This is a genomic window from Acidobacteriota bacterium, assembly GCA_012517875.1.
In the GTDB taxonomy this organism is placed as follows: domain Bacteria; phylum Acidobacteriota; class JAAYUB01; order JAAYUB01; family JAAYUB01; genus JAAYUB01.
Window position 1 is genome coordinate 13,234 of the sequence record JAAYUB010000048.1, and the last position, 19,488, is coordinate 32,721.

Here is a 19,488-nt window from a genome sequence, read left to right on the forward strand (position 1 = left end):
CCTGTCTCCGATCTCTTTACTCCGCCTGGGCGCGGAACTCGCTCTCGAAAATCTCCACCAGTTTCGGGTCGTAGCGCCGGCCGGCATTGCGCCTCAGCTCCTCGATGGCTGCGTCCGTCGGGCGGCCGATCTGGTAGCTGTGGGGATTCGTCATGGCGTCGAACGATTCGGCGATGGCGATGATCCGGGCGCCCAACGGAATCGCCTCGCCGGCCAGCCCGGCGGGATACCCGCTGCCGTCGATGTTCTCATGGTGGGACCGGATGAGGGGCACCAGGTCCTGCCACAGGGTGATGCGGCTGACCAGCTCGGCGCCCAGGAGTGGATGCTGGCGGTGGTTCTCCGGATCGTGCTTCTGGTCGGCGGGCACCTTGACCATGCCGATGTCGTGGAGCAGAGCGGCGAAGTAGAGCCGCTTGCGATCGGCCTCGTCGATATTCAGGCGCCGGGCGATCATGCCGGCGTAGCGGGCGACGTTGCGCAGGTGGCCGCGCGCCACGGTGGTGCCCTCCAGGGCCTGGACCAGCAGCTCGATGGTGTGGGTGAAGTAGTTGAGCTGGACCTCCCGGAACTGGGCGTTGTGGATGCTGACGGCGGCGTGGCCGGCAAGGGCCTGCAGGAGACTCAGCTCGGCGCGCTCGAACGCGCCGGCGTCCTGCAACTTGTGCGCCAGCACCAGCGCGCCCTTGATCTCCTCGCCGAGCACCAGTGGGGTGACCGCCACCTGGATCCGGCCCGGCGCGTAGGCGAACGGCCCCCCGCGCAGTGGCTCGCCGTCGAACAGCAGCGCCTCGCGCGCCTCGGCGGCGTGGCGAACCACGGCCCGGTAGAACTCCAGCCGTTCCTTGCCCGACTCTTCGATGGTGTGGCCCACCTCGGCGGTCAGCCGCCACTCCCCTTCGGCGGGCATGAACAGGTACGCGCCGGACACGCGGCAGAGCTGCATGGCGCCCAGGACCAGCTGGTTGTAGACCTCCTGCGGGTGCGGCGACTGCGACACGGCGCCCGATATGGCCACCAGCTGCTCCAGGTTGGCGCGCGAGCGGTCCATGGCGCCCAGCGTGGCCAGCATCCGCCGGCGGGTCTGGAAGTAGCCGAGCAGGGAGAGCACAAACGACGCGCAGATGACGCCGATGATGGAATAAAGGAGGGTGGGGTCGCCCTTGGCCAGCAGCTCCGGGATGATGTACATCATCAGCAGCATGGCGATGCACACCAGCGGCAGCAGCGACACGATGATGTACACGCGGATGAACACAGCCAGCGGTCGGGCCACCGCCACCTTCGGGTCGCTGATCCGGTGCGGCTGCTTCATGGTGATGAAGTAGCCGGCCAGGTAGGTCACCACCAGGATGAGCAGGACACCCATGGCAAGGTAGAACACGGTGGTGCCGCCGTGCTGGAGGAGCCGCGGAAAGACGTAGGCGAACATGATCGCCGACAGGCAGGCCAGCGTGAGGAGCACGGCGACGGCCAGCGGAGCGCTGGTTTGGCGGGCTCCTTCGACCCCTTCCCGCGGCAGGATGCGTTTCGGTTCGGCGACCATGGGCTCTCCGGCGGCTCATTCGGGATATCGCTAGTGTACGGAGGGGCGGTTTCTTTTGTCAACAGGATGTTGGATGGGTTTGCAAAAGGCCGCTGTCCTGTGCGAAAATGCCTGATTTAGAGAGGCATCACCGCCATGGAAACCGTCACCACCGACGTCCTCGTCCTCGGCTCCGGCATCGCCGGACTCAGCGCTGCCATCCGCCTGGCCAGCCGCCGCCGCGTGCTGGTGGTCACTAAGGCGGAAGTGTCCGCCGGCAACACCGAACTGGCCCAGGGCGGCATCGCTGCGGCCATCCAGGAGGAGGACTCGCCGTTCAACCATTTCAGCGACTCCATGAGCGCCGGCGACTACCTCTGCCGCGAGGAGGCGCTGGCGTACATGGTCGCGCAGGGGCCCCGCTGCGTCCGCGAGCTCATCGGCTGGGGCGCCCGGTTCGACACCGTGGGCGGGCGGCTGAGCTTCACCCGCGAGGGTGCCCACCGCGTCCGCCGCGTGCTCCACGCCCACGGCGACGCCACCGGCGCCGAGATCCAGGCCACGCTGGTCCGCCGCGTGGCCGCCCTGCCCAAGGTGACGCTGCGGGAGCGGACCGCCGCCCTCGACCTGCTGATCCGCGACGGCGGCTGCTGGGGCGCCGTCTGCCTCGACCTGGCCTCCGGCCGGCCCCTGCAGGTGCGGGCCGCAGTGACCGTCATCGCCACGGGCGGGGCCGGCCGGCTGTACCGATACAGCACCAATGCCGCTACCGCCACGGGCGACGGATTTGCCATGGCCTACCGCGCCGGCGCGCTCCTTGAGGACATGGAGTTCGTCCAGTTCCACCCCACCAGCCTGCGCCTGCCGGGGGTGCCCGAGTTCCTGCTCAGCGAGGCGCTGCGCGGCGAGGGCGGGTTGCTGCGCAACGAGGCGCGGGAGCGGTTCATGCCCCGCTACCACCCGATGGCCGAGCTGGCGCCGCGCGACGTGGTCAGCCGGGCCATCTGGCGGGAACTGCGGAACACCGGCTCCGACCACGTGCTGCTGGACATGACCCATTTCAAGGCCGAGTTCCTCCGGGAGCGGTTCCCGAACCTGTTCCAACGTTGCCTGGCGCTGGGGATCGACATGTCGCGGCAGCCCATTCCAGTGGCGCCGGCGGCCCACTTCATCATGGGCGGGATCAAGACCGACCCGGACGGGCGGACCAGCCTCCGCCGCCTGTACGCCTGCGGCGAGGCGGCCTGCACCGGCGTCCACGGCGCCAACCGTCTGGCCAGCAATTCGCTGCTGGAGGGACTGGTGTTCGGCCGGCGCACCGGGACGTACATCCGCGACCACTGGGCCGACCTGACCATGGGCCCGGCGCCGGCGGACGCGCGCTGGCCGGCGCCGAAGGTGATCCCCGGCTCATTCACTCCCGAGCTCGAGGCGCGCCGGGCGGAGTTCCGGTCGCTGATGTGGGAGCGGGTGGGTATCGTCCGGACCGGCGAGTCCCTCCAGGCGGCCATGACGCAACTGGCGCGCTGGCGCGCCGAACTGGCGCCGGCCCGCACCCTGGCCGAGCACGCCTTCGACGGCATGCTCGTGAGCGGGTTGTGCATCGCCCGGGCGGCGCTGGAGCGGCGGGGCAGCCGCGGCGGGCACTACCGCGAGGATTTCCCCGAGCGCGGCGGCTACGGCAACCGCCATGTGAACATCCGCCGCGGCTCGGGCGGGCTCCCCGCCGCATCCTGGTCGGAGTAGGAGGCCGTGCCATGATCGTCGACGACTTCGTGCGCCGCCGCCTCCGTGCCTTCCTGCGCGAGGACATCGGATCGGGCGACCTGACCACCGACAGCTTCGCCGGCCTCGACGCGCGACGCGCCCGGGCCGTGTTCCGCGCCCGCGAAGCCGGCGTCCTAGCCGGCCTGGACTTCGCCGTCGCGGTTGTTCGGCTCCTCGACCCGGCGGTGCACATCGTCCGGCGCGAGGTCGCCGAGGGCGCCGCCATGGCCGCCGGGACGGTGCTGGCCGAGGTGGAGGCGGCTGCCGGTGCGCTGCTGCGGGGCGAACGCACCGCGCTCAACCTTGTCCAGCGGCTGTCGGGAATCGCCACCCTGACCCGGCAGTACGCCGACGCCCTGGCCGGCACGCCGGTCCGGCTGCTGGACACCCGCAAGACCACCCCCGGCTTCCGGTTCTTCGAGAAGTATGCGGTCCGCGCCGGGGGCGGCCACAACCACCGGCTGGGGCTCTACGACGGCGTCATGATCAAGGATAATCACATCGCCGCCGTCGGCGACATCGGCGCGGCGGTGCGCGCCGCCCGCGAACACGCGCCGGTCACCGTCCGGATCGAGGTCGAGGCGGAGTCGCTGGCCCAGGTCGACGCGGCCCTGGCCGCCGGAGCCGACATCATCATGCTCGACAACATGGACCCGGACACCATGCGGCAGGCCGCCGCGCGCGTCGCCGGCCGGGCGCGGCTGGAGGCTTCGGGCCGGGTGACGCTCGAGGCGCTGCCGGGCATCGCCGCGGCCGGCGTGGACTATATCTCCACCTCCGCCGTGATCACTCGGGCACGCTGGCTGGACATCGGACTCGACTTCATGGCCGAGGAGGCGCGGTGACGGCAGGCCGCGGCTGGGCATTCTGGGAGGGCCTGGGCGAGAACAGGCGCTTTGCCGCGCTGATGCTGGCGCTGGCGGTCTTCTACCTCTCGTTCATCGGCTGGTACGGCTTCGTCGGTCCCGACGAGCCGCGCTACGCCCGCATCGCCGAGGAAATGATGCACCGCGGCGACTGGGTGCTCCCTACCCTGAAGGGTTCCGCGTGGCTGGAGAAACCGCCGCTGCTCTATTGGATGGCCATGGTCTCATACCGCGTGTTCGGGGTGAACGAGTTCGCCGCGCGGCTGCCGTCGGTTCTGCTGGCGCTCGGCACCATCGCCACGCTGTACCTGGTGCTGAAGCGGACGTTCGGCGAGCGGATGGCCTTCAACGCAGCGCTGGCACTCGGCACCAGCGTACTGTTCCTCGGCTTCGCCGGCGGGGGCACCACGGACATGCCGTTCACCGCGTGCGTGTCCGTGGGCCTGCTGCTGCTCTGGCGGTATCTGACCGTCGAGCCGGCGCCCCCGCCCACGCTGCTGTGGGCCGCCGGCGCCGTCTTCGGTCTGGCCGTCCTGGCCAAGGGGCCGTTGGGCCTGGTGCTGCCGGTGCTGGCCGTCTATCCGTACCTCATGGTCACCGGCCGGGTGGAGCGATTGACGCTGCCGCGGCTGGCCGTGGGCGCATTGGTGCTGCTGGCGGTGGCGGCGCCCTGGTACATCCTCGTGTACCGGCGGGAGGGCTTCTTCTTCATCCTGGTGTTCTTCGTCAACCACCACCTGGGTCGCTTCTTCACTTCGATCCATCACCACACCCGGCCGTTCTACTTCTACCTGCCGGTGATTCTGATCGGCCTCCTTCCCTGGACGTTCTTCCTGCTCCTGTGGCGGGACCGCCGGCCGCTCTGGCGGCGCTGGCGGCAGGACCTGCGGGCCGACGGCCTGCTGTTCTTCCTCGCCTGGCTGGCGCTGCCGCTGGTGTTCTTCTCGCTGTCTTCAGCCAAGCTTCCCGGTTACATCCTGCCGCTGTTCCCGGCGCTGGCGGTGCTCATCGGCTGGAGCATGGAGGAGGCCTTCGCCCCGGGCCGCGACTGGCGGCCGTTCGCGTGGGGCGCGGCGGCGGTGACGGCGGTGCTGGCGGTGGGGGGTCCGCTCTTCTTCCACATCCGCTTCCACCGGGTGGAACTCGGGCTGCTGGCCGTCGCTCTGGCGCTGCCGGGCCTGCTGGGCTTCATCTGGCTCATCCGCCGCGGCCGGCCGGACCGGGCCATCCTGTCGCTGGCGTTCGGCGTGTTCCTGGTGGTGGCCGGAGGCGCCCCCTTCCTGCTGCCGACGGTGGAACCGTTTTTCTCAGGACGCCGCATCTGCCGACTGGCCATGCCGTGGACCGGATCGGACAACCCGCTGATCATCTACCGGCATTTTCATCACAGCCACGAGTATTACACCGACTACACCTGCACGCCGAATGTCGAGAAACCGGCCGAGCTGGCCACCCTGCTGGGGTCGCGCCGCCGAGCGGCCTACCTGCTGACCGAGGAGAAGGCCGTGGGCGATCTCGACCAGGTGCCCGGCTGGCGGCACACGGTCGTGGCCGAAGCCGGCCGCTCGGTGCTGGTGAAACTGGAGCGTACGCCATGATCTACCCGCCGCCGCTCGCCGCCGGCAGCCGCATTCGCGTCGTGGTGCCGGCTTCGCCGGTCAAATTGCCGTACATGGAGCGGGGGCTGGCCTGGCTGGCGGCCCAGGGCTGGCAGCCGGTCTGGTCCGGCCGCGGCACGACGGCGCATTTCTACACCGCCGGCCCCGACGACGAACGGGCCGCCGAGCTCGTGGCCGCGCTCGGCGACCCCGACGCCGATGCCGTCTGGTGCGCCCGCGGCGGGTACGGCTGCGCCCGGCTGCTGCCCGCTCTGGACCGGGCTCTGCCCCGGCCGCCCGCGCGGCCCAAGGCGGTGGTGGGCTGCTCCGACGCCACGGCGCTGCTGATCCACCTGCTGCAGCGCTGGGGCTGGGTGGTCTATCACGGACCGATGGTGGCCGGCGACCTGGGCCGCGATCCGGCGGGCGCCGACGTCGCGTACCTGACCGGACTGCTGGCCGGCGCGCCGCCGCGCGATACCGTGTCGGTCGAACCGTTGACGGTGCTCCGGACGGGGCCCGCCGTGACGGCGCCGCTGACGGGCGGCTGCCTGTCGGTGTTGGCGGCCACCCTGGGGACGCCCGACGAGTGGGACACCCGCGGCCGGATCCTCTTCCTGGAGGACACCCAGATCAAGCCCTACCAGCTCGATCGGCTGCTGGGCCAGCTCCGCGCGGCCGGGAAGTTCGAGGAGGCGGCCGGGGTGGTTTTCGGCGAGATGACGGGTTGCACACAACACCCGGAGCAGGGTTACACGATCCAGGAGGCGCTGTGCCACGCGCTCGGCGACATCGGTTGCCCGGTGCTCTTCGGCCTGCCGTCGGGCCACTGCGAGCGACCCAGCCTGGTGCTGGCGCTGGGGGCCGGCTACCGTCTGGATCCGGTCGCGAGACGACTTTGCCTCGAGGATGACTGGCTATGTCCACGATGATCATGGGCCGGACGGTGCAGCGGATCCACCTGCTGGGCGTCTGCGGGACGGCGATGGCATCGCTGGCGGTGCTGCTCCGGTCATCCGGCTACACGGTGACGGGTTCCGACGCGGACGTCTATCCGCCCATGAGCGACTTCCTGGCGGCCGAGGGGATCCCGGTGCGCTCCGGCTACGCGCCGGCCAACCTGAACCCGCCGCCCGATCTGGTGGTGGTGGGCAACGCCATCGCCCGCGGCAACCCGGAGCTGGAACATGCGCTGGCCGCCGGGCTGCCGTACCTGTCCATGCCCGAGGTGGTCAAGCTGCTGCTCCTGCCGGGCAAGACGCCGGTGGTGGTCACCGGAACCCACGGCAAGACCACCACCTCGGCCATGGCCGCCTGGGCGCTGACGCAACTGGGATTCGACCCCTCCTTCCTGGTCGGCGGGATTCCGCTGGACTTCGGACGGAGCGCCGCCCTGGGCCGCGGCCCCCACTTCGTCATCGAGGGGGATGAGTACGACACCGCCTATTTCGACAAGGCGCCCAAGTTTTTCCACTACCGTCCGACGGTCCTGGTGATCACCGGCATCGAGTACGACCACGCCGACATCTACCCCGACCTCGCGTCCATCGTGCTCCAGTTCCGCCGCCTCGTGAACACGGTGCCGTCCAACGGCCTGGTGGTGTACCACGCCGACTGCCCGCGCGCCGCCGAGGTGGCGGCGCACGCGCCGTGCCCGACGGTCTCGTTCGGTTTCGGCGGCGGGGCCGACTGGCAGGCCGAGTCGGTCCGGGCCGAAGACGGACGGACGCGGTTCGCCGTCCGCCACCGTGGCGCGGCGCTCGGCGAGGCGGCACTGACCGTCCCCGGGCGGTACAACGTCCTGAACGCCCTGGCCGTCTGGGCGGTGCTCCACCACGCCGGCGCGCCGCCGGAACGCGTAGCCGGCGCGCTGGCGTCGTTCCGCGGCGTGGAGCGCCGCATGACCCTGCGCGGCGAAGTCGGCGGCGCGCTGCTCTACGACGATTTTGCCCACCACCCCACGGCGATCGCAGCGACGCTGGCGGGAGCGCGGCTGCGGTTTCCCGACCGGCGGATCGCGGTGGTGTTCGAGCCGCGCTCCTGGACCTGCCGCAAGCGCGTCCACCAGGCGGCAATGGCCCGCTGCTTCGCCGAGGCCGATGTGGTGATTCTCGCCGACGTCTTCCGCAAGGAGGCGCTCCCTGCGGAAGACCGCTTCGATCCGGTCCGGGCGGTGGCCGACATGCGCGCCGCCGGGCAGGATGCCCACTTCCTGCCCACCGTGGCCCAGATCGTGCCGTTCCTTCGCCGCTGGCTGAAACCCGGCGATGTGGCCATCATCATGTCCAATGGCGGGTTCGATGACATTCACCGCCGCATCCTCGAATCCAGCGGGAGAGAAGGCGATGCTTCCACTCAACCGTAACTGCGCCCTGCGCCTGGCGCTCGCCCTGGCTCTGCTCGTCGCGTCACGGCCCGTCGGGCCGGCGGCGCAGGACCAGCCGGTCATCCGGACCGAGGTCCAGCAGATCTTCGTCCCGGTGACCGTGTCCAGCCAGGCGGGCGAACCGGTGACCGACCTGGCGCGCAAGGACTTCCACCTGTTCGAGGACGGCGTCGAGCAGGAGATCATCAACTGCGCCCGGGAGGAGGTGCCCCTCAACGTCGTCTTTCTCATGGACATCAGCCACAGCACCTTCATGGAGCTGGGCGCCATCAAGAAGGCCGTGCGGACCTTTGTCGGGGCGCTGCAGCCGGAAGACCGCGTGGCCATCGTCACCTTCAACAACGAGGCCCGCCTGATCCTCGACTGGTCCAACGACCTGGTGCGGCTGGACCGGGCGCTGGAGCGGGTGGTGCCCAAGGGGAGCACCGTCTGGTACGACGCGCTCTACGTGACCTATACCGAGCTGCTGCCGGCCGTGCGGGGCAAGAAGGTGATCGTGTCGGTCACCGACGGGTGGGACACGGCGAGCCTGGAGGGGTTCGACGACATCCTGCGCAAGGCCACCGTATCCGACACGCAGGTGTACATCGTCTCCAAGACCGCGGGCATCCGCGACTACGCTGAGTACTACAAGCGCGAGTACGGGCTCAAGTACGACGAGACTCAGATCATGCAGATCATGTACGCCGCGGACTCCCAGCTCCGGAAGCTCGCCTACGAGACGGGCGGCCGCGTCATCGACCCGCGCGGCGCCGGCACCATCGAGGAGGTGTACAGCCGGCTGGTCCGTGAACTGCGCCAGCAGTATTACCTGTCGTACATGCCGCACAATATCATGCGCGACGGCCAGTACCGCAAGATCGTCGTCCGGGTGGACCGGGTCGGAGTGCGGGTCAGCCACCGACCCGGTTACGAGGCCCGCTAGCGGCGGCACCCGCGGCGGAGCACATGAGGGAGGGCGAAGCCGTGCGGCTGCCAACCACGCGCAACATCTACCTGGTGGGATTCATGGGCGCCGGCAAGACCTGCGTGGCCGTGGAGCTGGCGCGGCGGATCGCCGCTGAGGCGATGGACCTGGACCACCTGGTGGAGGCCGCCGCCGGGCTGCCGGTGGTGGAGATCTTCCGCCGCCACGGCGAACCGCACTTCCGCCTGCTGGAGCTGCAGCAGCTCCGCGACGTTGCCGGCCGGGGCGGCCGGGTGGTGGCGCTGGGCGGGGGGACGTTCACCCAGGCCGAGGCGGCGGCGCTGGTGCAGGGGTCCGGCGTGGCCGTCTGGCTGGATTGCCCGCTGGACGAACTGGTGCGCCGCTGCGTCAGCCATCATGCCCCGCGGCCGCTGGCGCGGAGCGAAGCGGAGTTCCGCGCCCTCCACGCGGCGCGGCTTCCCCACTACCGGCAGGCGTTGTTCCGGGTGGACACCGGCGGCCGCACCATCGCCGCGGTGGCCGCCGAAATCGAGGAGATCCTCTCGTGGAAAGGGCTGCTGGAGCCGGACGCGTAGTTCCCCCTGGTTCAGGCGTCCCGCCTGAATATCAGTTGATGGTTGATGGTGAGCCGACGGGGACATGCACCACCGCGAAAGCACACTGTCCAAAACGGACATGTTTGACATCGTTCATTGGTCATTTTAGCGGGTGAATCGGTGAGTCGGTGAATTGGTGAATGGAGAGCTGGGGACCGGGAGGTGGAGGGCGGAGCAGCCAGCAATGATCACCCATCACTCTTCGACTGTTTGGAACCGGTGAACTTTTGAACCGGTGAACCTGCGAACGTTCAAACCTCCAAACGGTTCGATTACGATCACGAATTACGAGCATGTACTCTCAACTCTCAACTCCCAGCTCTCAACTCCCCCCGACCGTCATTTGCCCACGTTGATTCGGTGGGTCAGCTCGCTGAGGATATTGAAATTAATGAAGAAGATGATGTTCTTCAGGTCCTTCTTGAACTTGGTGACGTAGCGCGCGAACTTGTCCTCGTCGTTGAAATTGAGGACCGACTCGAACTCCACCACCTCCTCGGCCAGCTCCAGCAGCAGGTGGAGAATGCTCCGGTAGGCCGCCTTGACGCGGATCATTTCGGCCACGTCCCATCTCGTCGGCCGAAACTTGGTGGGGATGGTGTCAATGGCGCGGATCACCTCGGACACCACCTCCTGGATGAGCTCCGGGATTTCCTGGAAGTAAGTCTTCTCGTACTTTTCCGGGTGGTCCAGACGACCCACCGATTTGGTCTTGAGCACCTCGTACTGGTCCATGAGAGACAGGACATAGAGGTTCAGTCCCTTATACGGCAGCTCCCGCCGCTCCAGGCTCATGAAGCAGCGGCCGATGTAAATCTTGTCCGAATAGTGCAGGTTGATGTCCTTCAGGGAGGCGGTGTAGAGCTTGAGCTCCATCACCTTTTCCAGCTCGTTGAAATACTTGAGCCGCGCCAGCAGCAGCCCGTTGTTTTGACTGAGGAAGTAGGACGAGCGCTCCAACACCGCGGAGTCAAGGATCAGGTTTTCGACGAGGCGCTCCCGAAGGTAGAGCAGGATGCCGGAATTGTCCTCGATGAGCTTCTGGATCCGCGCCTCGCAGTTGTTGTCCGCCGGCTGGAGCGCGGGCGAGAGCAGGCACAGGCCGCCGTCGGTCATGGGGAGTTCCAGATAGATGTTGCGGCGGATTTTGTCCTGCAGGTTGTCGAAGTGGACGCAACGGGGCGGAGGCAGGTCTTCCTTCCTGAGTCCGGCCAGGTACTGGACCACGGCCATGGCGCACCTCCGGGCTGGTTGTTCTGGGTTGAGTATATCGGCAACCGACGAGAATGTAAACCCCGCAGGCGCCGCCCCGGCCCAATCCCGCCAGGCGGGCTACGAACATCGGGGTTCGGGTTTTGCGGTTCGGGGTTCGGATCTCGGGATACAATCCACCATCAACTATCAACAGTCTGAGAACTCGTGAACCTTCAACCGCCCGATCACGAGCACAAACAGTGGAATCGGGAACGAACGCCGAGCCGCGAACCCCGGATTGAGATAAAATCAACTAGCTGCAAACACGGGCGTTAGCCGAGCGGCTCGTTGACACCGTCCGGCGCGTGGGGTACAATGCCACCACTGTCCGATGCAACACCCGAGTGCCGCGGTTCGGCCGTTCCCGCCGCTGCGGCCGGAATCGAACCCATCGTCCCGCGAGGGAAAGGAGAGCCGCTCACATGTTCAAACGTATCATGACGCTGATCCGGGGTTTCGTGGGCCTGTTTGTCTCCGGATTGGAGAAGTCGAACCCGCAGGCCCTGATTGAGGCGGAAAAAGAAAACTTGCGCAAGCAGATCGCGCGCTTCAATGACAACCTGGCCACCCATGCCGGCTTTGTCGAACGCCTGATGCGGCAGGTCAAGTCGCTGGAGCAAAAAGAGCGGGAGCTCACCGCCAAGATCGCCGCCAACCTCAAGGCAGGCAACCGCGCCGTGGCCGGCCAGATGGCCCTGGAGCTGCAGACGGTCAAGGGGCAGCTCGAGGAGAACCGCGAGCAGCTGGTCACCGCCGACGAGACCTTCAAGAAGCTGGTCAAGTCCCGCGACGTGGCGGTGCAGGAGGCCCGGGGCAAGATCGAAAAGCTGAAGCGGATGCTGTCCGAGACCGAGATGCTTGAGGCGCAAGCGGAACTTCAGGAGATGGCCGCCGGCATGATCAGCGAGATCGGCGGTTCCGGCGACACCCTGAACCGCGTCGAGGAGTACCTGTCCGAGCGTCGCGACAAGGCCGCCGGCCGCGCCCGCGTGGCCTCCAGCGGCATTGATATCCAGGAAGTCGAACTCAAGGAAGCCGAGCAGGCCGCCCTGGCCGAACAGGCGCTGGCCGAGTTCGAGGTGGCCTACGGCTTCAAGACCCCGGCGGCCGAAGCGGCCGCCCCCGCAACCGCCCCGGCGGACGCCGCGCCCGAGCCCCAGCCCCAGAAGGAACTGGGGCCGCAGGGTCAGTGAGTGCGCGCGCAACGCGCGCCGGGCTGAGGATTACCGAAGGACAAGGAGGTTCGCATGACGACGGAGAAAGTCGGACCCACTGCGTTGGGCAAGATCGTGATCGTGCTGTTCATCCTGGGCTGTCTGGCTGCTGCCGGCTGGTTCTTCCGGGACACCATCTTTCCCGGCCGGGACGGCGGCGGAACCGTGGACATGGACAAATTCCGCGAACAGCAGGGCGGTGCCGAGGCGATGGATCCAACTGGCATCACCACGGTGACCGAGTACAAGTACATTCCCGCCCAGAAGCTGCCTCCCGTCAAGGGGACCAGCGCGTACAAGTGGGACGCGGGCAAGGTGGTGGAGTTCCCCATCAACGTTTGGATCGGCTGGCTGCCTATCGTCGCCGCAAACAACGGCTTCGCGCCCAGCACCGAGAGCGTCTTCTATAAAAAATACGGCTTCAAGGTGAACCTGAAGCTCATCGATGACCCGGTGTCGGCCCGTGACGCCTACGCGGCGGGCAACAGCCACATCCTGTGGGGCACCCTCGACATGATGGCGCTCTTCGCCCCCGAGCTGATGAAGGACTCGCGCACCGCGCCCCGCATCTACCAGCAGATCGACTGGTCCAACGGCGGCGACGGCATCGTGGTCCGCTCCAAGATCGCCTCGGTGCGCGACCTCAAGGGCCGGACCATCGTCTACGCCCAGAACTCCCCGTCGCAGTACTTCATCAACAATCTGCTGCTCAACGCCGGCATCCAGCCCGGCGAGGTCAAGCATAAGTTCACCTCCACCGCGTTCGAGGCCGCCGCGGCCTTTGTCGCCGACCCGAGCATCGACGCCTGCGTCTCCTGGGCGCCCGACATTTACAACATCCCCGAGAAGGTCAAGAACACCCGGATCCTGACCACCACCGCCGAGGCGAACAAGCTGATCGCCGACGTCTGGGCGGCCCGGGCCGACTTCGCCAAGGACCACCCCGAGATCATCGAGGGCCTGGTGGCGGGCATCTTCGAGGGGATGCGGATGCTCAAGGACGACACCCAGAAAGCCCGCGCCTTCCAGTGGATGGCCGAGGGGTACGGCATGGCCGTGGACGAGATCCGCGCCATGGAAGCCGACGCCCACACCACCAACTTCGCCGAGAACAAGGAGTTCTTCCTCAACGCCAACTCGCCGTCCAACTTCGAGCGGACCTGGAAGAACATCACCTTCGTTTACAAGGAGCTGGGCCTGCTCGACACGCCGGTCCGCTTCGACGAGGTGATGGACTTCTCCGTCCTCCAGAAGCTCGAGGCCAAGGGCACCTTTGCCGACATGAAGAACGAGTACGTCACCCAGTTCTCGCCCACCACCTACTCGAAGGTCGCTGCCGAAAAGCCCATCCTCACCCAAACCATCCGAATCAACTTCTACCCCAACTCCTCGAACATCTTCGAGCCGCAGCACGACGAGTTCGGCAACGCGCTGGCGAACACCCTGTACGATCCCAACGCCACCGCCACCCTGGAGAAAGTCGGCCGGCTGGCGGGCCAGTACGAGCGCGCGGTGATCGCCGTGGTGGGGCACACCGACTCCTCGATGAAGGGGAAGGTGCCGCGGAACGAGGTGGAGCGCCTGTCGCTGGACCGCGCCAACTCGGTCAAGAACGCACTGGTCAAGAAGTACAACTTCGATCCGAACAAGTTCGTTATCCAGGGCAAGGCGTGGGACGAACCCGCCGATGCCAACGATCCCATGAACCAGGCGTTGAACCGGCGAGTCGAGATCTCGGTCTATCCGCCGGAGAAGTAAGACCTGCGGTATGAAAGCATTCCTGTCCAGTTTCCGGCTGCGGGGGCCCCAGGGCTTCCTCAGCATCCGGGAGTCCCTCGGGACCCCCCTTAAAATCGTCCTGGGGGCGATACCCATCGTGCTGATCTTTCTCCGCTGGCACCTGGCCACCGCCGGAGCGGCCGAAGAGCGCCTCATCTCCCCCACGATCCTCCCGTCGCCGGGCGAGGTGATCCGGTCGTTCCCGTCGCTCTGGTTCCAGGCGGAGCTGAGCCGCAGCGCCCTCACCAGCGCGCTGCGCGTGGTGATCGGGTTCGGCGTGGCCTGGGTGATCGCGTTTCCGCTGGGCATTTTCATGGGCGCCTTCACGAAGGTGGGCGCGACGTTCAGCCCGGTGATGGTCTTCCTCGGCTACCTGCCCATCCCGGCCCTCGTGCCTCTGACCATGAGCCTGTTCGGCGTGGACGAGCTGCAGAAGGTCATGTTCCTGGCGCTGGCGTTCTTCATCTACCTGCTGCCCCTGTTCGTCCGCGCGGTGAGCGACGTCGACAACGTCTTTCTGCAGACCGCTTACACTCTGGGCGCCACGCGCTGGCAGACGCTGCGGCGGGTGCTGCTGCCGGTGGCGCTGCCGCGGATCGTCCACGCCATGCGCCTCGGCTTCGGCGTGGGCTGGACCTACATCATCCTGGCCGAGATGGTCGCCGCCGAACGGGGCCTGGGCAACATCATCATCGTGGCCCAGCGCCGCGGGCCCCGGGAGCACATCTACCTTGTGCTGGTGGTGATCGTGATGATCGCCTACCTCACCGACAAGTTCTGGGTGGTGCTCAGCCGCTACCTCTTCCCGTACCAGGAGGCGCGATGAGCGTTCCCCCCGAAAAGAAGCTCCCGCCCGTGATCGAGTTCCGCGACGTGGCCAAGGTGTTCAACCCGGGCACGCCGCGCGAATACAAGGCTCTGGAACACCTCAATTTCTGCATCGAGGACCTGCCGGGGAAGGGCGAATTCATCACCATCCTGGGTCCGTCGGGCTGCGGCAAGAGCACGGCGCTCAACCTCCTGGCCGGCTTCCAGGAGGTGTGGCCCCCCACCGCCGGCGAGATCCTGGTACGCGGCCAGCCGGTGACGGCTCCGGGCGTGGACCGAGGTATGGTCTTTCAGAAGTACAGCTCCTTCCCCCACCTCACGGTGCGCCAGAACGTCCGCTTCGGCATGGAGCTGAACCGGCGCCGGGAGGGCCTGGGGGAAGACGAGATCGAGGGCCGGGCCATGGACTGGATCGGGAAGGTAGGCCTGGCGCCGCACGTCGACAAATACCCCCACCAGCTCTCCGGCGGCCAGCAGCAGCGCGTGGCGCTGGCGCGCACCCTCGTGTGCCGCCCGAAGATCATCCTCATGGACGAGCCGTTCTCGGCGCTGGATGAGCCCACCCGGCTGGAGATGCAGAGCCTGGTGGTGGAGCTGTGGCAGCAGGTGGAGGCCACCGTGCTGCTGGTGACCCACTCCATCATCGAGGCGGTCTACCTCGGCGACCGCGTCTGGATCTTCTCCCAGGCGCCGGGGCGGATCGCGCGGGAAATCACCCAGACGCCGGCGGCGGTGCCGGGCGAGCCGCCCAACGTGCTCCAGCAGCAGCCGGCGTTCCTGGAGGCGGTGGAACGGGTCTCGGCGATCTTCCTCAAAATCGAACAAGGTGAAGCGGAGAGCTGATGGCCAAGGACCTGCTGGGCTACTGGGACTACGTCAAGGCCGCCTTCCACTGGAAGGTGGATATCCCGTGGCTGGGCAAGATGCCGCTCAACAAGGTGATGCTGGCGGGCCTCGTCATCCTCGGGTTCATCAACCCGGGCTTTTGGCTCCTGGGTGCGGCGGCCGAGGCGGGTTTCCTGCTGCTGGTGGCGGGCAACGACCGGTTTCAGAACCTGGTGAAGGCCACCCGACTGCAGGCGTCCGCGGAGAACTGGGCCGAGCGCCAGGCGGCGATGCTGACCGCACTGGACGGACGGTCGCAAGAGCGCTACCGGCGGCTGCTCGAGACGGGCGCCGCGGTGCTTCACAGCTCGGGGCCGCTGGCGGGCAAGGACACCGCCGGCGATCTGCGCGCCGGCAGCCTGAACCAGCTCCACTGGATGTTCCTCAAGCTCCTCGTGTCGCAGGGGCGCATCCGCGACATCCTGGCGCAGACCTCGAAGCAGGACCTGGAGCGTGAGATCGATGACCTGACCCAGCGCCTGGCCAGGGAGGACCCGGCCTCGGCGGTGGCCCGCTCGGTGCAGGGGACGCTGGACATTCAGAAGCGGCGCCTGGGCAACATCCTCCAGGCCGAGTCGAGCCTGCAGGTGATCGAGGCGGAGCTGGACCGGATCGAGAAGCATGTGACGCTGCTCCGCGAGGAGGCGCTGGTCACGAGCGACCCGGCGCAGCTCTCCGACCGGCTCGACGGGGTGATGGAGTCGCTCCAGGGCACCTCGAAGTGGATGGCCGAGAACAACGAGCTTTTCGGCAGCCTCGAGGAGGTGGGCATGCCGCCCACCCTCATCGACCGCGCACTGCGGGACAAGGAGCAGGAGTGACGCCATGGGCAAGGTGACACTGCCGGACTGGGCGCAGGGCATGCGGGAAATCTTCCGGGCGGAGACGGTTTCGCAGTTCATCCTGCACGGTAACGTCAACGACCTGGTGCCCCACCGCGAGGACGACGCGCTGCGCTTTCTGACCCTGGGCGACTACCTGGCCGAGGTGCTGTTCCAGCCCTTCGACGTGGTGCTGTTCTACGACCGCGGCCGCGGCATCCGCCTGGCCAAGGGGGCGGATCACTTCCACGCCTTCCTCAAGGTCATGGACAAGTTCCACGGCTCGCGCTACGCCTCCGACGCCGCCGCCGGCCGCAACCCCGACCGGGCGCTGGACTCGCCGGGGCTGCTGCCGCGGTCGCCGGCCCAGGCGCTGGAGCTCATCGACCGGTTTCTCAACGGCGTCGTGGCCGCCTCGCGCAACCCGAAGGCGGCCGGCCCGCGCTCGGTGGCGGTGGTGGTGCCGTTCGCCCACTTCATCGTGCCGCGGGGCGAGTCGCTGTACCTGAGCGGCGAGATCGGGGCCAACCTCATCAAGATCCGCAACTGGGCCGAGGATCCGGCCATCATGGGCGCCAACATCGCCACGGTGCTGGTGAGCGAGAACCTGCTGGACCTGAGCGCCTACCTCACCGACAGCCCCGCCAGCGGCAAGATCCAGGTGCCCATGCCCGGCGCCGACGACATCCGCGAATACGTGGAGCGGCTGGTGGCCGGCGAGCCCGACTTCGCCGCGCTGTGTGAGGTGGACGTGCCGACGCTGGCGGCCAAGCTGGTGGGGCTGAACCGCGTCCAGGTGCGCAACCTGGTGCTGCGGGCGGTGCGCAACCAGGAGAAGCTGACGCTCAAGTACCTGACGCGCCTCAAGAAGGAGACCATCGAGAAGGAGTCCATGGGGCGGCTGGAGTTCATCGAGTCGCGCCGCACCCTGGACGACGTGGCCGGCCATCACGAGGCCAAGCGCTGGCTGCGCGAGGACGCCCAGCTCATCCGGCGGGGCGTGGCCAACGCTCTCCCCATGGGCTACCTCATCACCGGCCGCATCGGCACCGGCAAAACGTGGCTCGTGGAGTGCTTTGCCGGCGAGTGCGGCATCCCCATGGTGGAGCTGAAGAACTTCCGCGAGAAGTGGGTGGGCGCCACCGAGGGGAACCTGGAGAAGATTTTCACCATCCTCCACGCCCTGGGGCAGGTGATGGTGTTTGTCGACGAGGCCGACCAGGCCACGGGCCGCCGCGGCGGCGGCGAGGGGGACTCAGGCCTGTCGGGCCGCGTGTATGGGATGCTGGCCAAGGAGATGGCCGACACGGCCAACCGCGGCCGGATTTTCTGGATCTTCGCCACCAGCCGACCCGACATGGTGGAGGTGGACCTCAAGCGTCAGGGCCGTCTCGACGTGCACATCCCGCTGTTTCCCCCCGTCGATCCCGCCGACAAACGGGAGCTGTTTCTGGCCATGGCCCGCAAGCTCCGGCTGGACTTGCGGCCCGAGGACATGCCCGAGCTTGCCTCCGATCAGCCGGTGAGCGGCAACGAGCTCGAGGGACTGCTGGTGCGCACCGTCCGCCGCCACGCCCTCCAGAGCAGCCCAGTCGTCCCGCCTGCGAGCAGCCCAGTCGTCCCGCCTGAGGGTAAACCCATCGCCCCGCCCCCCGCCGGCTCGATGAAATCCCTGGCCGAGATCCTCCGGGACGAAGTGGCCGGGTTCCGTCCGTCGGCCCACACGGCGCGCCTCGAGATGATGGACCTGCTGGCGGTGAAGGAGTGCACCGACGACCGGTTCCTCCCGCCGCGATTCCGGGAGCTCTCGCCCGAGGAGATCGATCGCCGCCTCGCCGCCCTCACCTTCGGCGGGAGATAACCGACCGATGGCCGGATTTTCCGAAACCGGTTGCGTTAGCTCCCGGATGCCCCAACACTGAGTGCGGGAAGGGCGGGATGAAGACGCGGTCTCACGGCGGTCAACGGATATTCCCCGCGGGGCGGGCGTGGATTCGCCGAAGCGGGCTGTTGGTGCTGGATGGCTGGGATCGGCTCCGGGGCCGGCGACCGCCCCTGCTGCCGCCGCGACGGCTGATGGAAGACGTGGGTTGGGGGGCGTTCCGCGAGTTCGGCGAGGCGTTCCTGGAACAGGCGCGGGAGCTGGGCGGACTGCGGCCGTCGGACCGCGTGCTGGAAATCGGCTGCGGCGTCGGGCGGATGGCGATCCCGATGGCGGATTACCTCAGCACCGGCGCCTATGAGGGGCTGGATGTCAACCGTCGGGCCGTCCGTTGGTGCCAACGCCACGTCACCCCGCAGTACCCCGATTTCCGGTTCCACTTCGTGGACCTCTACAACCAGCGCTACAACCGGCGGGGGAGCATCCCGGCCGCATCCTTCCGCTTCCCCTATCCCGACGAGGCCTTCGACTTCGTGTTCCTGACCTCGGTGTTCACGCACATGCTGCCGCCGGACCTGCGCCATTACATCGCGGAGATCGCCCGGGTCCTCCGCCCCGGCCGCCGTTGCCTGCTGACCCTGTTCTTGCTGGACGATGTCGCCTCCGGCTTGGTGGCGGCGGGCGGGGGCCTGCCCCGGTTTTCCTTCCCGCTGGACGGAGCGCCGTTCGCCTGCCGGATCGCGGATCGCCGCAATCCGGAAGCGGCCATCGCCTACCCGGAGGCCGATCTTCTGGAATGGCTCTCGGCGGGGGGGCTGCCGGCCGTGCCGCCCATTCACTATGGCACCTGGTCGGGCCGCGCTGACGGCCGCTGGTACCAGGACGTGCTGGTGGTCGAGCGCGTCCAGGACCGGGACCACCGCTGCGCCGCCGCCGATTCCTCGTGTCCGACAGCATGATTTTGAATTAATCCTTCACCCTATATCCGATCACCCATTCACCATCTCTTCCAGCGCAAAGTCCACCGCGGCGCGGGCGTGGATGGCCAGCGTGTCAAACAGCGGCACCCCCGCGGCGGTATCGGCCTGGAGAAGGAGCGGAATCTCGGTGCAGCCGAGGACGACCCCCTCGGCGCCGCAAACCACCAATTGGCCGATAA

17 protein-coding genes are annotated in these 19,488 nt (G+C 67.8%); 14 read left to right on the forward strand and 3 right to left on the reverse strand.

Translation table 11 applies throughout. From position 1 onward, the window contains the following. Positions 1-16 precede the first annotated feature (16 nt). Complete coding sequence (locus GX414_05820; GenBank protein ID NLI46609.1) at positions 17-1,546, reverse strand: HD domain-containing protein; 1,530 nt, start codon at positions 1,544-1,546, stop codon at positions 17-19. A 135-nt stretch (positions 1,547-1,681) separates the two neighbouring features. Here GX414_05820 and nadB point away from each other — a divergent pair, with 135 nt between their 5' ends. The 7 genes from nadB to GX414_05855 are packed head-to-tail and all read left to right on the forward strand — an operon-like array spanning position 1,682 to position 9,645. Beyond that, positions 1,682-3,271, forward strand: a complete 1,590-nt coding sequence (gene nadB, locus GX414_05825; protein ID NLI46610.1) for an L-aspartate oxidase — start codon at positions 1,682-1,684, stop codon at positions 3,269-3,271. Positions 3,272-3,282: 11 nt separating this feature from the next. Next, on the forward strand, positions 3,283-4,137 hold the full coding sequence (gene nadC, locus GX414_05830; GenBank protein ID NLI46611.1) for a carboxylating nicotinate-nucleotide diphosphorylase: 855 nt from the start codon (positions 3,283-3,285) through the stop codon (positions 4,135-4,137). Further along, positions 4,134-5,756 (forward strand): glycosyltransferase family 39 protein, encoded by a 1,623-nt coding sequence (locus GX414_05835; GenBank protein NLI46612.1) that lies wholly within the window; start codon positions 4,134-4,136, stop codon positions 5,754-5,756. The genes nadC and GX414_05835 overlap by 4 nt, the downstream gene beginning before the upstream one ends. Next, positions 5,753-6,688 (forward strand): LD-carboxypeptidase, encoded by a 936-nt coding sequence (locus GX414_05840; protein ID NLI46613.1) that lies wholly within the window; start codon positions 5,753-5,755, stop codon positions 6,686-6,688. The genes GX414_05835 and GX414_05840 overlap by 4 nt, the downstream gene beginning before the upstream one ends. Beyond that, positions 6,676-8,121 carry a UDP-N-acetylmuramate:L-alanyl-gamma-D-glutamyl-meso-diaminopimelate ligase gene (mpl, locus tag GX414_05845; protein ID NLI46614.1) on the forward strand — a complete coding sequence of 482 codons (1,446 nt, stop codon included), beginning with the start codon at positions 6,676-6,678 and terminating at the stop codon, positions 8,119-8,121. Before GX414_05840 ends, mpl begins: the two co-directional genes overlap by 13 nt. Beyond that, positions 8,102-9,067, forward strand: coding sequence for a VWA domain-containing protein (locus tag GX414_05850; GenBank protein ID NLI46615.1), 966 nt, complete (start codon positions 8,102-8,104; stop codon positions 9,065-9,067). The genes mpl and GX414_05850 overlap by 20 nt, the downstream gene beginning before the upstream one ends. A gap of 41 nt (positions 9,068-9,108) precedes the next feature. After that, positions 9,109-9,645 carry a shikimate kinase gene (locus GX414_05855; protein NLI46616.1) on the forward strand — a complete coding sequence of 179 codons (537 nt, stop codon included), beginning with the start codon at positions 9,109-9,111 and terminating at the stop codon, positions 9,643-9,645. Between the two features lie 360 nt (positions 9,646-10,005). Here the strand turns inward: GX414_05855 and GX414_05860 are convergent, their stop codons facing one another. Further along, entirely contained in the window at positions 10,006-10,899 is an 894-nt protein-coding gene (locus GX414_05860; protein NLI46617.1) for a hypothetical protein, read from the reverse strand. Between the two features lie 443 nt (positions 10,900-11,342). Here GX414_05860 and GX414_05865 point away from each other — a divergent pair, with 443 nt between their 5' ends. From GX414_05865 to GX414_05895, 7 genes are all read left to right on the forward strand, one after another. After that, a complete protein-coding gene (locus tag GX414_05865) occupies positions 11,343-12,113 on the forward strand; it encodes a hypothetical protein (GenBank protein ID NLI46618.1) in 771 nt (256 codons plus the stop codon). 54 nt (positions 12,114-12,167) lie between these two features. Further along, the gene (locus GX414_05870) at positions 12,168-13,892 is read left to right on the forward strand and encodes an OmpA family protein (GenBank protein ID NLI46619.1); all 1,725 of its coding nucleotides are present in this window, start codon (positions 12,168-12,170) and stop codon (positions 13,890-13,892) included. 10 nt (positions 13,893-13,902) lie between these two features. Continuing rightward, a complete protein-coding gene (locus tag GX414_05875) occupies positions 13,903-14,739 on the forward strand; it encodes an ABC transporter permease (GenBank protein ID NLI46620.1) in 837 nt (278 codons plus the stop codon). Next, positions 14,736-15,584, forward strand: a complete 849-nt coding sequence (locus GX414_05880; protein NLI46621.1) for an ABC transporter ATP-binding protein — start codon at positions 14,736-14,738, stop codon at positions 15,582-15,584. The genes GX414_05875 and GX414_05880 overlap by 4 nt, the downstream gene beginning before the upstream one ends. Beyond that, entirely contained in the window at positions 15,584-16,447 is an 864-nt protein-coding gene (locus tag GX414_05885) for a hypothetical protein (protein NLI46622.1), read from the forward strand. The genes GX414_05880 and GX414_05885 overlap by 1 nt, the downstream gene beginning before the upstream one ends. A gap of 4 nt (positions 16,448-16,451) precedes the next feature. Beyond that, a complete protein-coding gene (locus tag GX414_05890; GenBank protein ID NLI46623.1) occupies positions 16,452-18,308 on the forward strand; it encodes an ATP-binding protein in 1,857 nt (618 codons plus the stop codon). Positions 18,309-18,385: 77 nt separating this feature from the next. After that, on the forward strand, positions 18,386-19,288 hold the full coding sequence (locus GX414_05895; GenBank protein NLI46624.1) for a class I SAM-dependent methyltransferase: 903 nt from the start codon (positions 18,386-18,388) through the stop codon (positions 19,286-19,288). Positions 19,289-19,318: 30 nt separating this feature from the next. Here GX414_05895 and GX414_05900 read toward each other — a convergent pair. Further along, positions 19,319-19,488 (reverse strand): aspartate/glutamate racemase (locus tag GX414_05900; protein NLI46625.1); only part of this gene is annotated, 170 nt, incomplete at its 5' end.

Coding starts and splice junctions, on each gene's coding strand:
- GX414_05820 (NLI46609.1), bottom strand. CDS start 1,546: ATGGTCGCCGAACCGAAACGCATCCTGCCGCGGGAAGGGGTCGAAGGA.
- nadB (NLI46610.1), top strand. CDS start 1,682: ATGGAAACCGTCACCACCGACGTCCTCGTCCTCGGCTCCGGCATCGCC.
- nadC (NLI46611.1), top strand. CDS start 3,283: ATGATCGTCGACGACTTCGTGCGCCGCCGCCTCCGTGCCTTCCTGCGC.
- GX414_05840 (NLI46613.1), top strand. CDS start 5,753: ATGATCTACCCGCCGCCGCTCGCCGCCGGCAGCCGCATTCGCGTCGTG.
- mpl (NLI46614.1), top strand. CDS start 6,676: ATGTCCACGATGATCATGGGCCGGACGGTGCAGCGGATCCACCTGCTG.
- GX414_05850 (NLI46615.1), top strand. CDS start 8,102: ATGCTTCCACTCAACCGTAACTGCGCCCTGCGCCTGGCGCTCGCCCTG.
- GX414_05860 (NLI46617.1), bottom strand. CDS start 10,899: ATGGCCGTGGTCCAGTACCTGGCCGGACTCAGGAAGGAAGACCTGCCT.
- GX414_05865 (NLI46618.1), top strand. CDS start 11,343: ATGTTCAAACGTATCATGACGCTGATCCGGGGTTTCGTGGGCCTGTTT.
- GX414_05870 (NLI46619.1), top strand. CDS start 12,168: ATGACGACGGAGAAAGTCGGACCCACTGCGTTGGGCAAGATCGTGATC.
- GX414_05875 (NLI46620.1), top strand. CDS start 13,903: ATGAAAGCATTCCTGTCCAGTTTCCGGCTGCGGGGGCCCCAGGGCTTC.
- GX414_05880 (NLI46621.1), top strand. CDS start 14,736: ATGAGCGTTCCCCCCGAAAAGAAGCTCCCGCCCGTGATCGAGTTCCGC.
- GX414_05885 (NLI46622.1), top strand. CDS start 15,584: ATGGCCAAGGACCTGCTGGGCTACTGGGACTACGTCAAGGCCGCCTTC.
- GX414_05890 (NLI46623.1), top strand. CDS start 16,452: ATGGGCAAGGTGACACTGCCGGACTGGGCGCAGGGCATGCGGGAAATC.
- GX414_05895 (NLI46624.1), top strand. CDS start 18,386: ATGAAGACGCGGTCTCACGGCGGTCAACGGATATTCCCCGCGGGGCGG.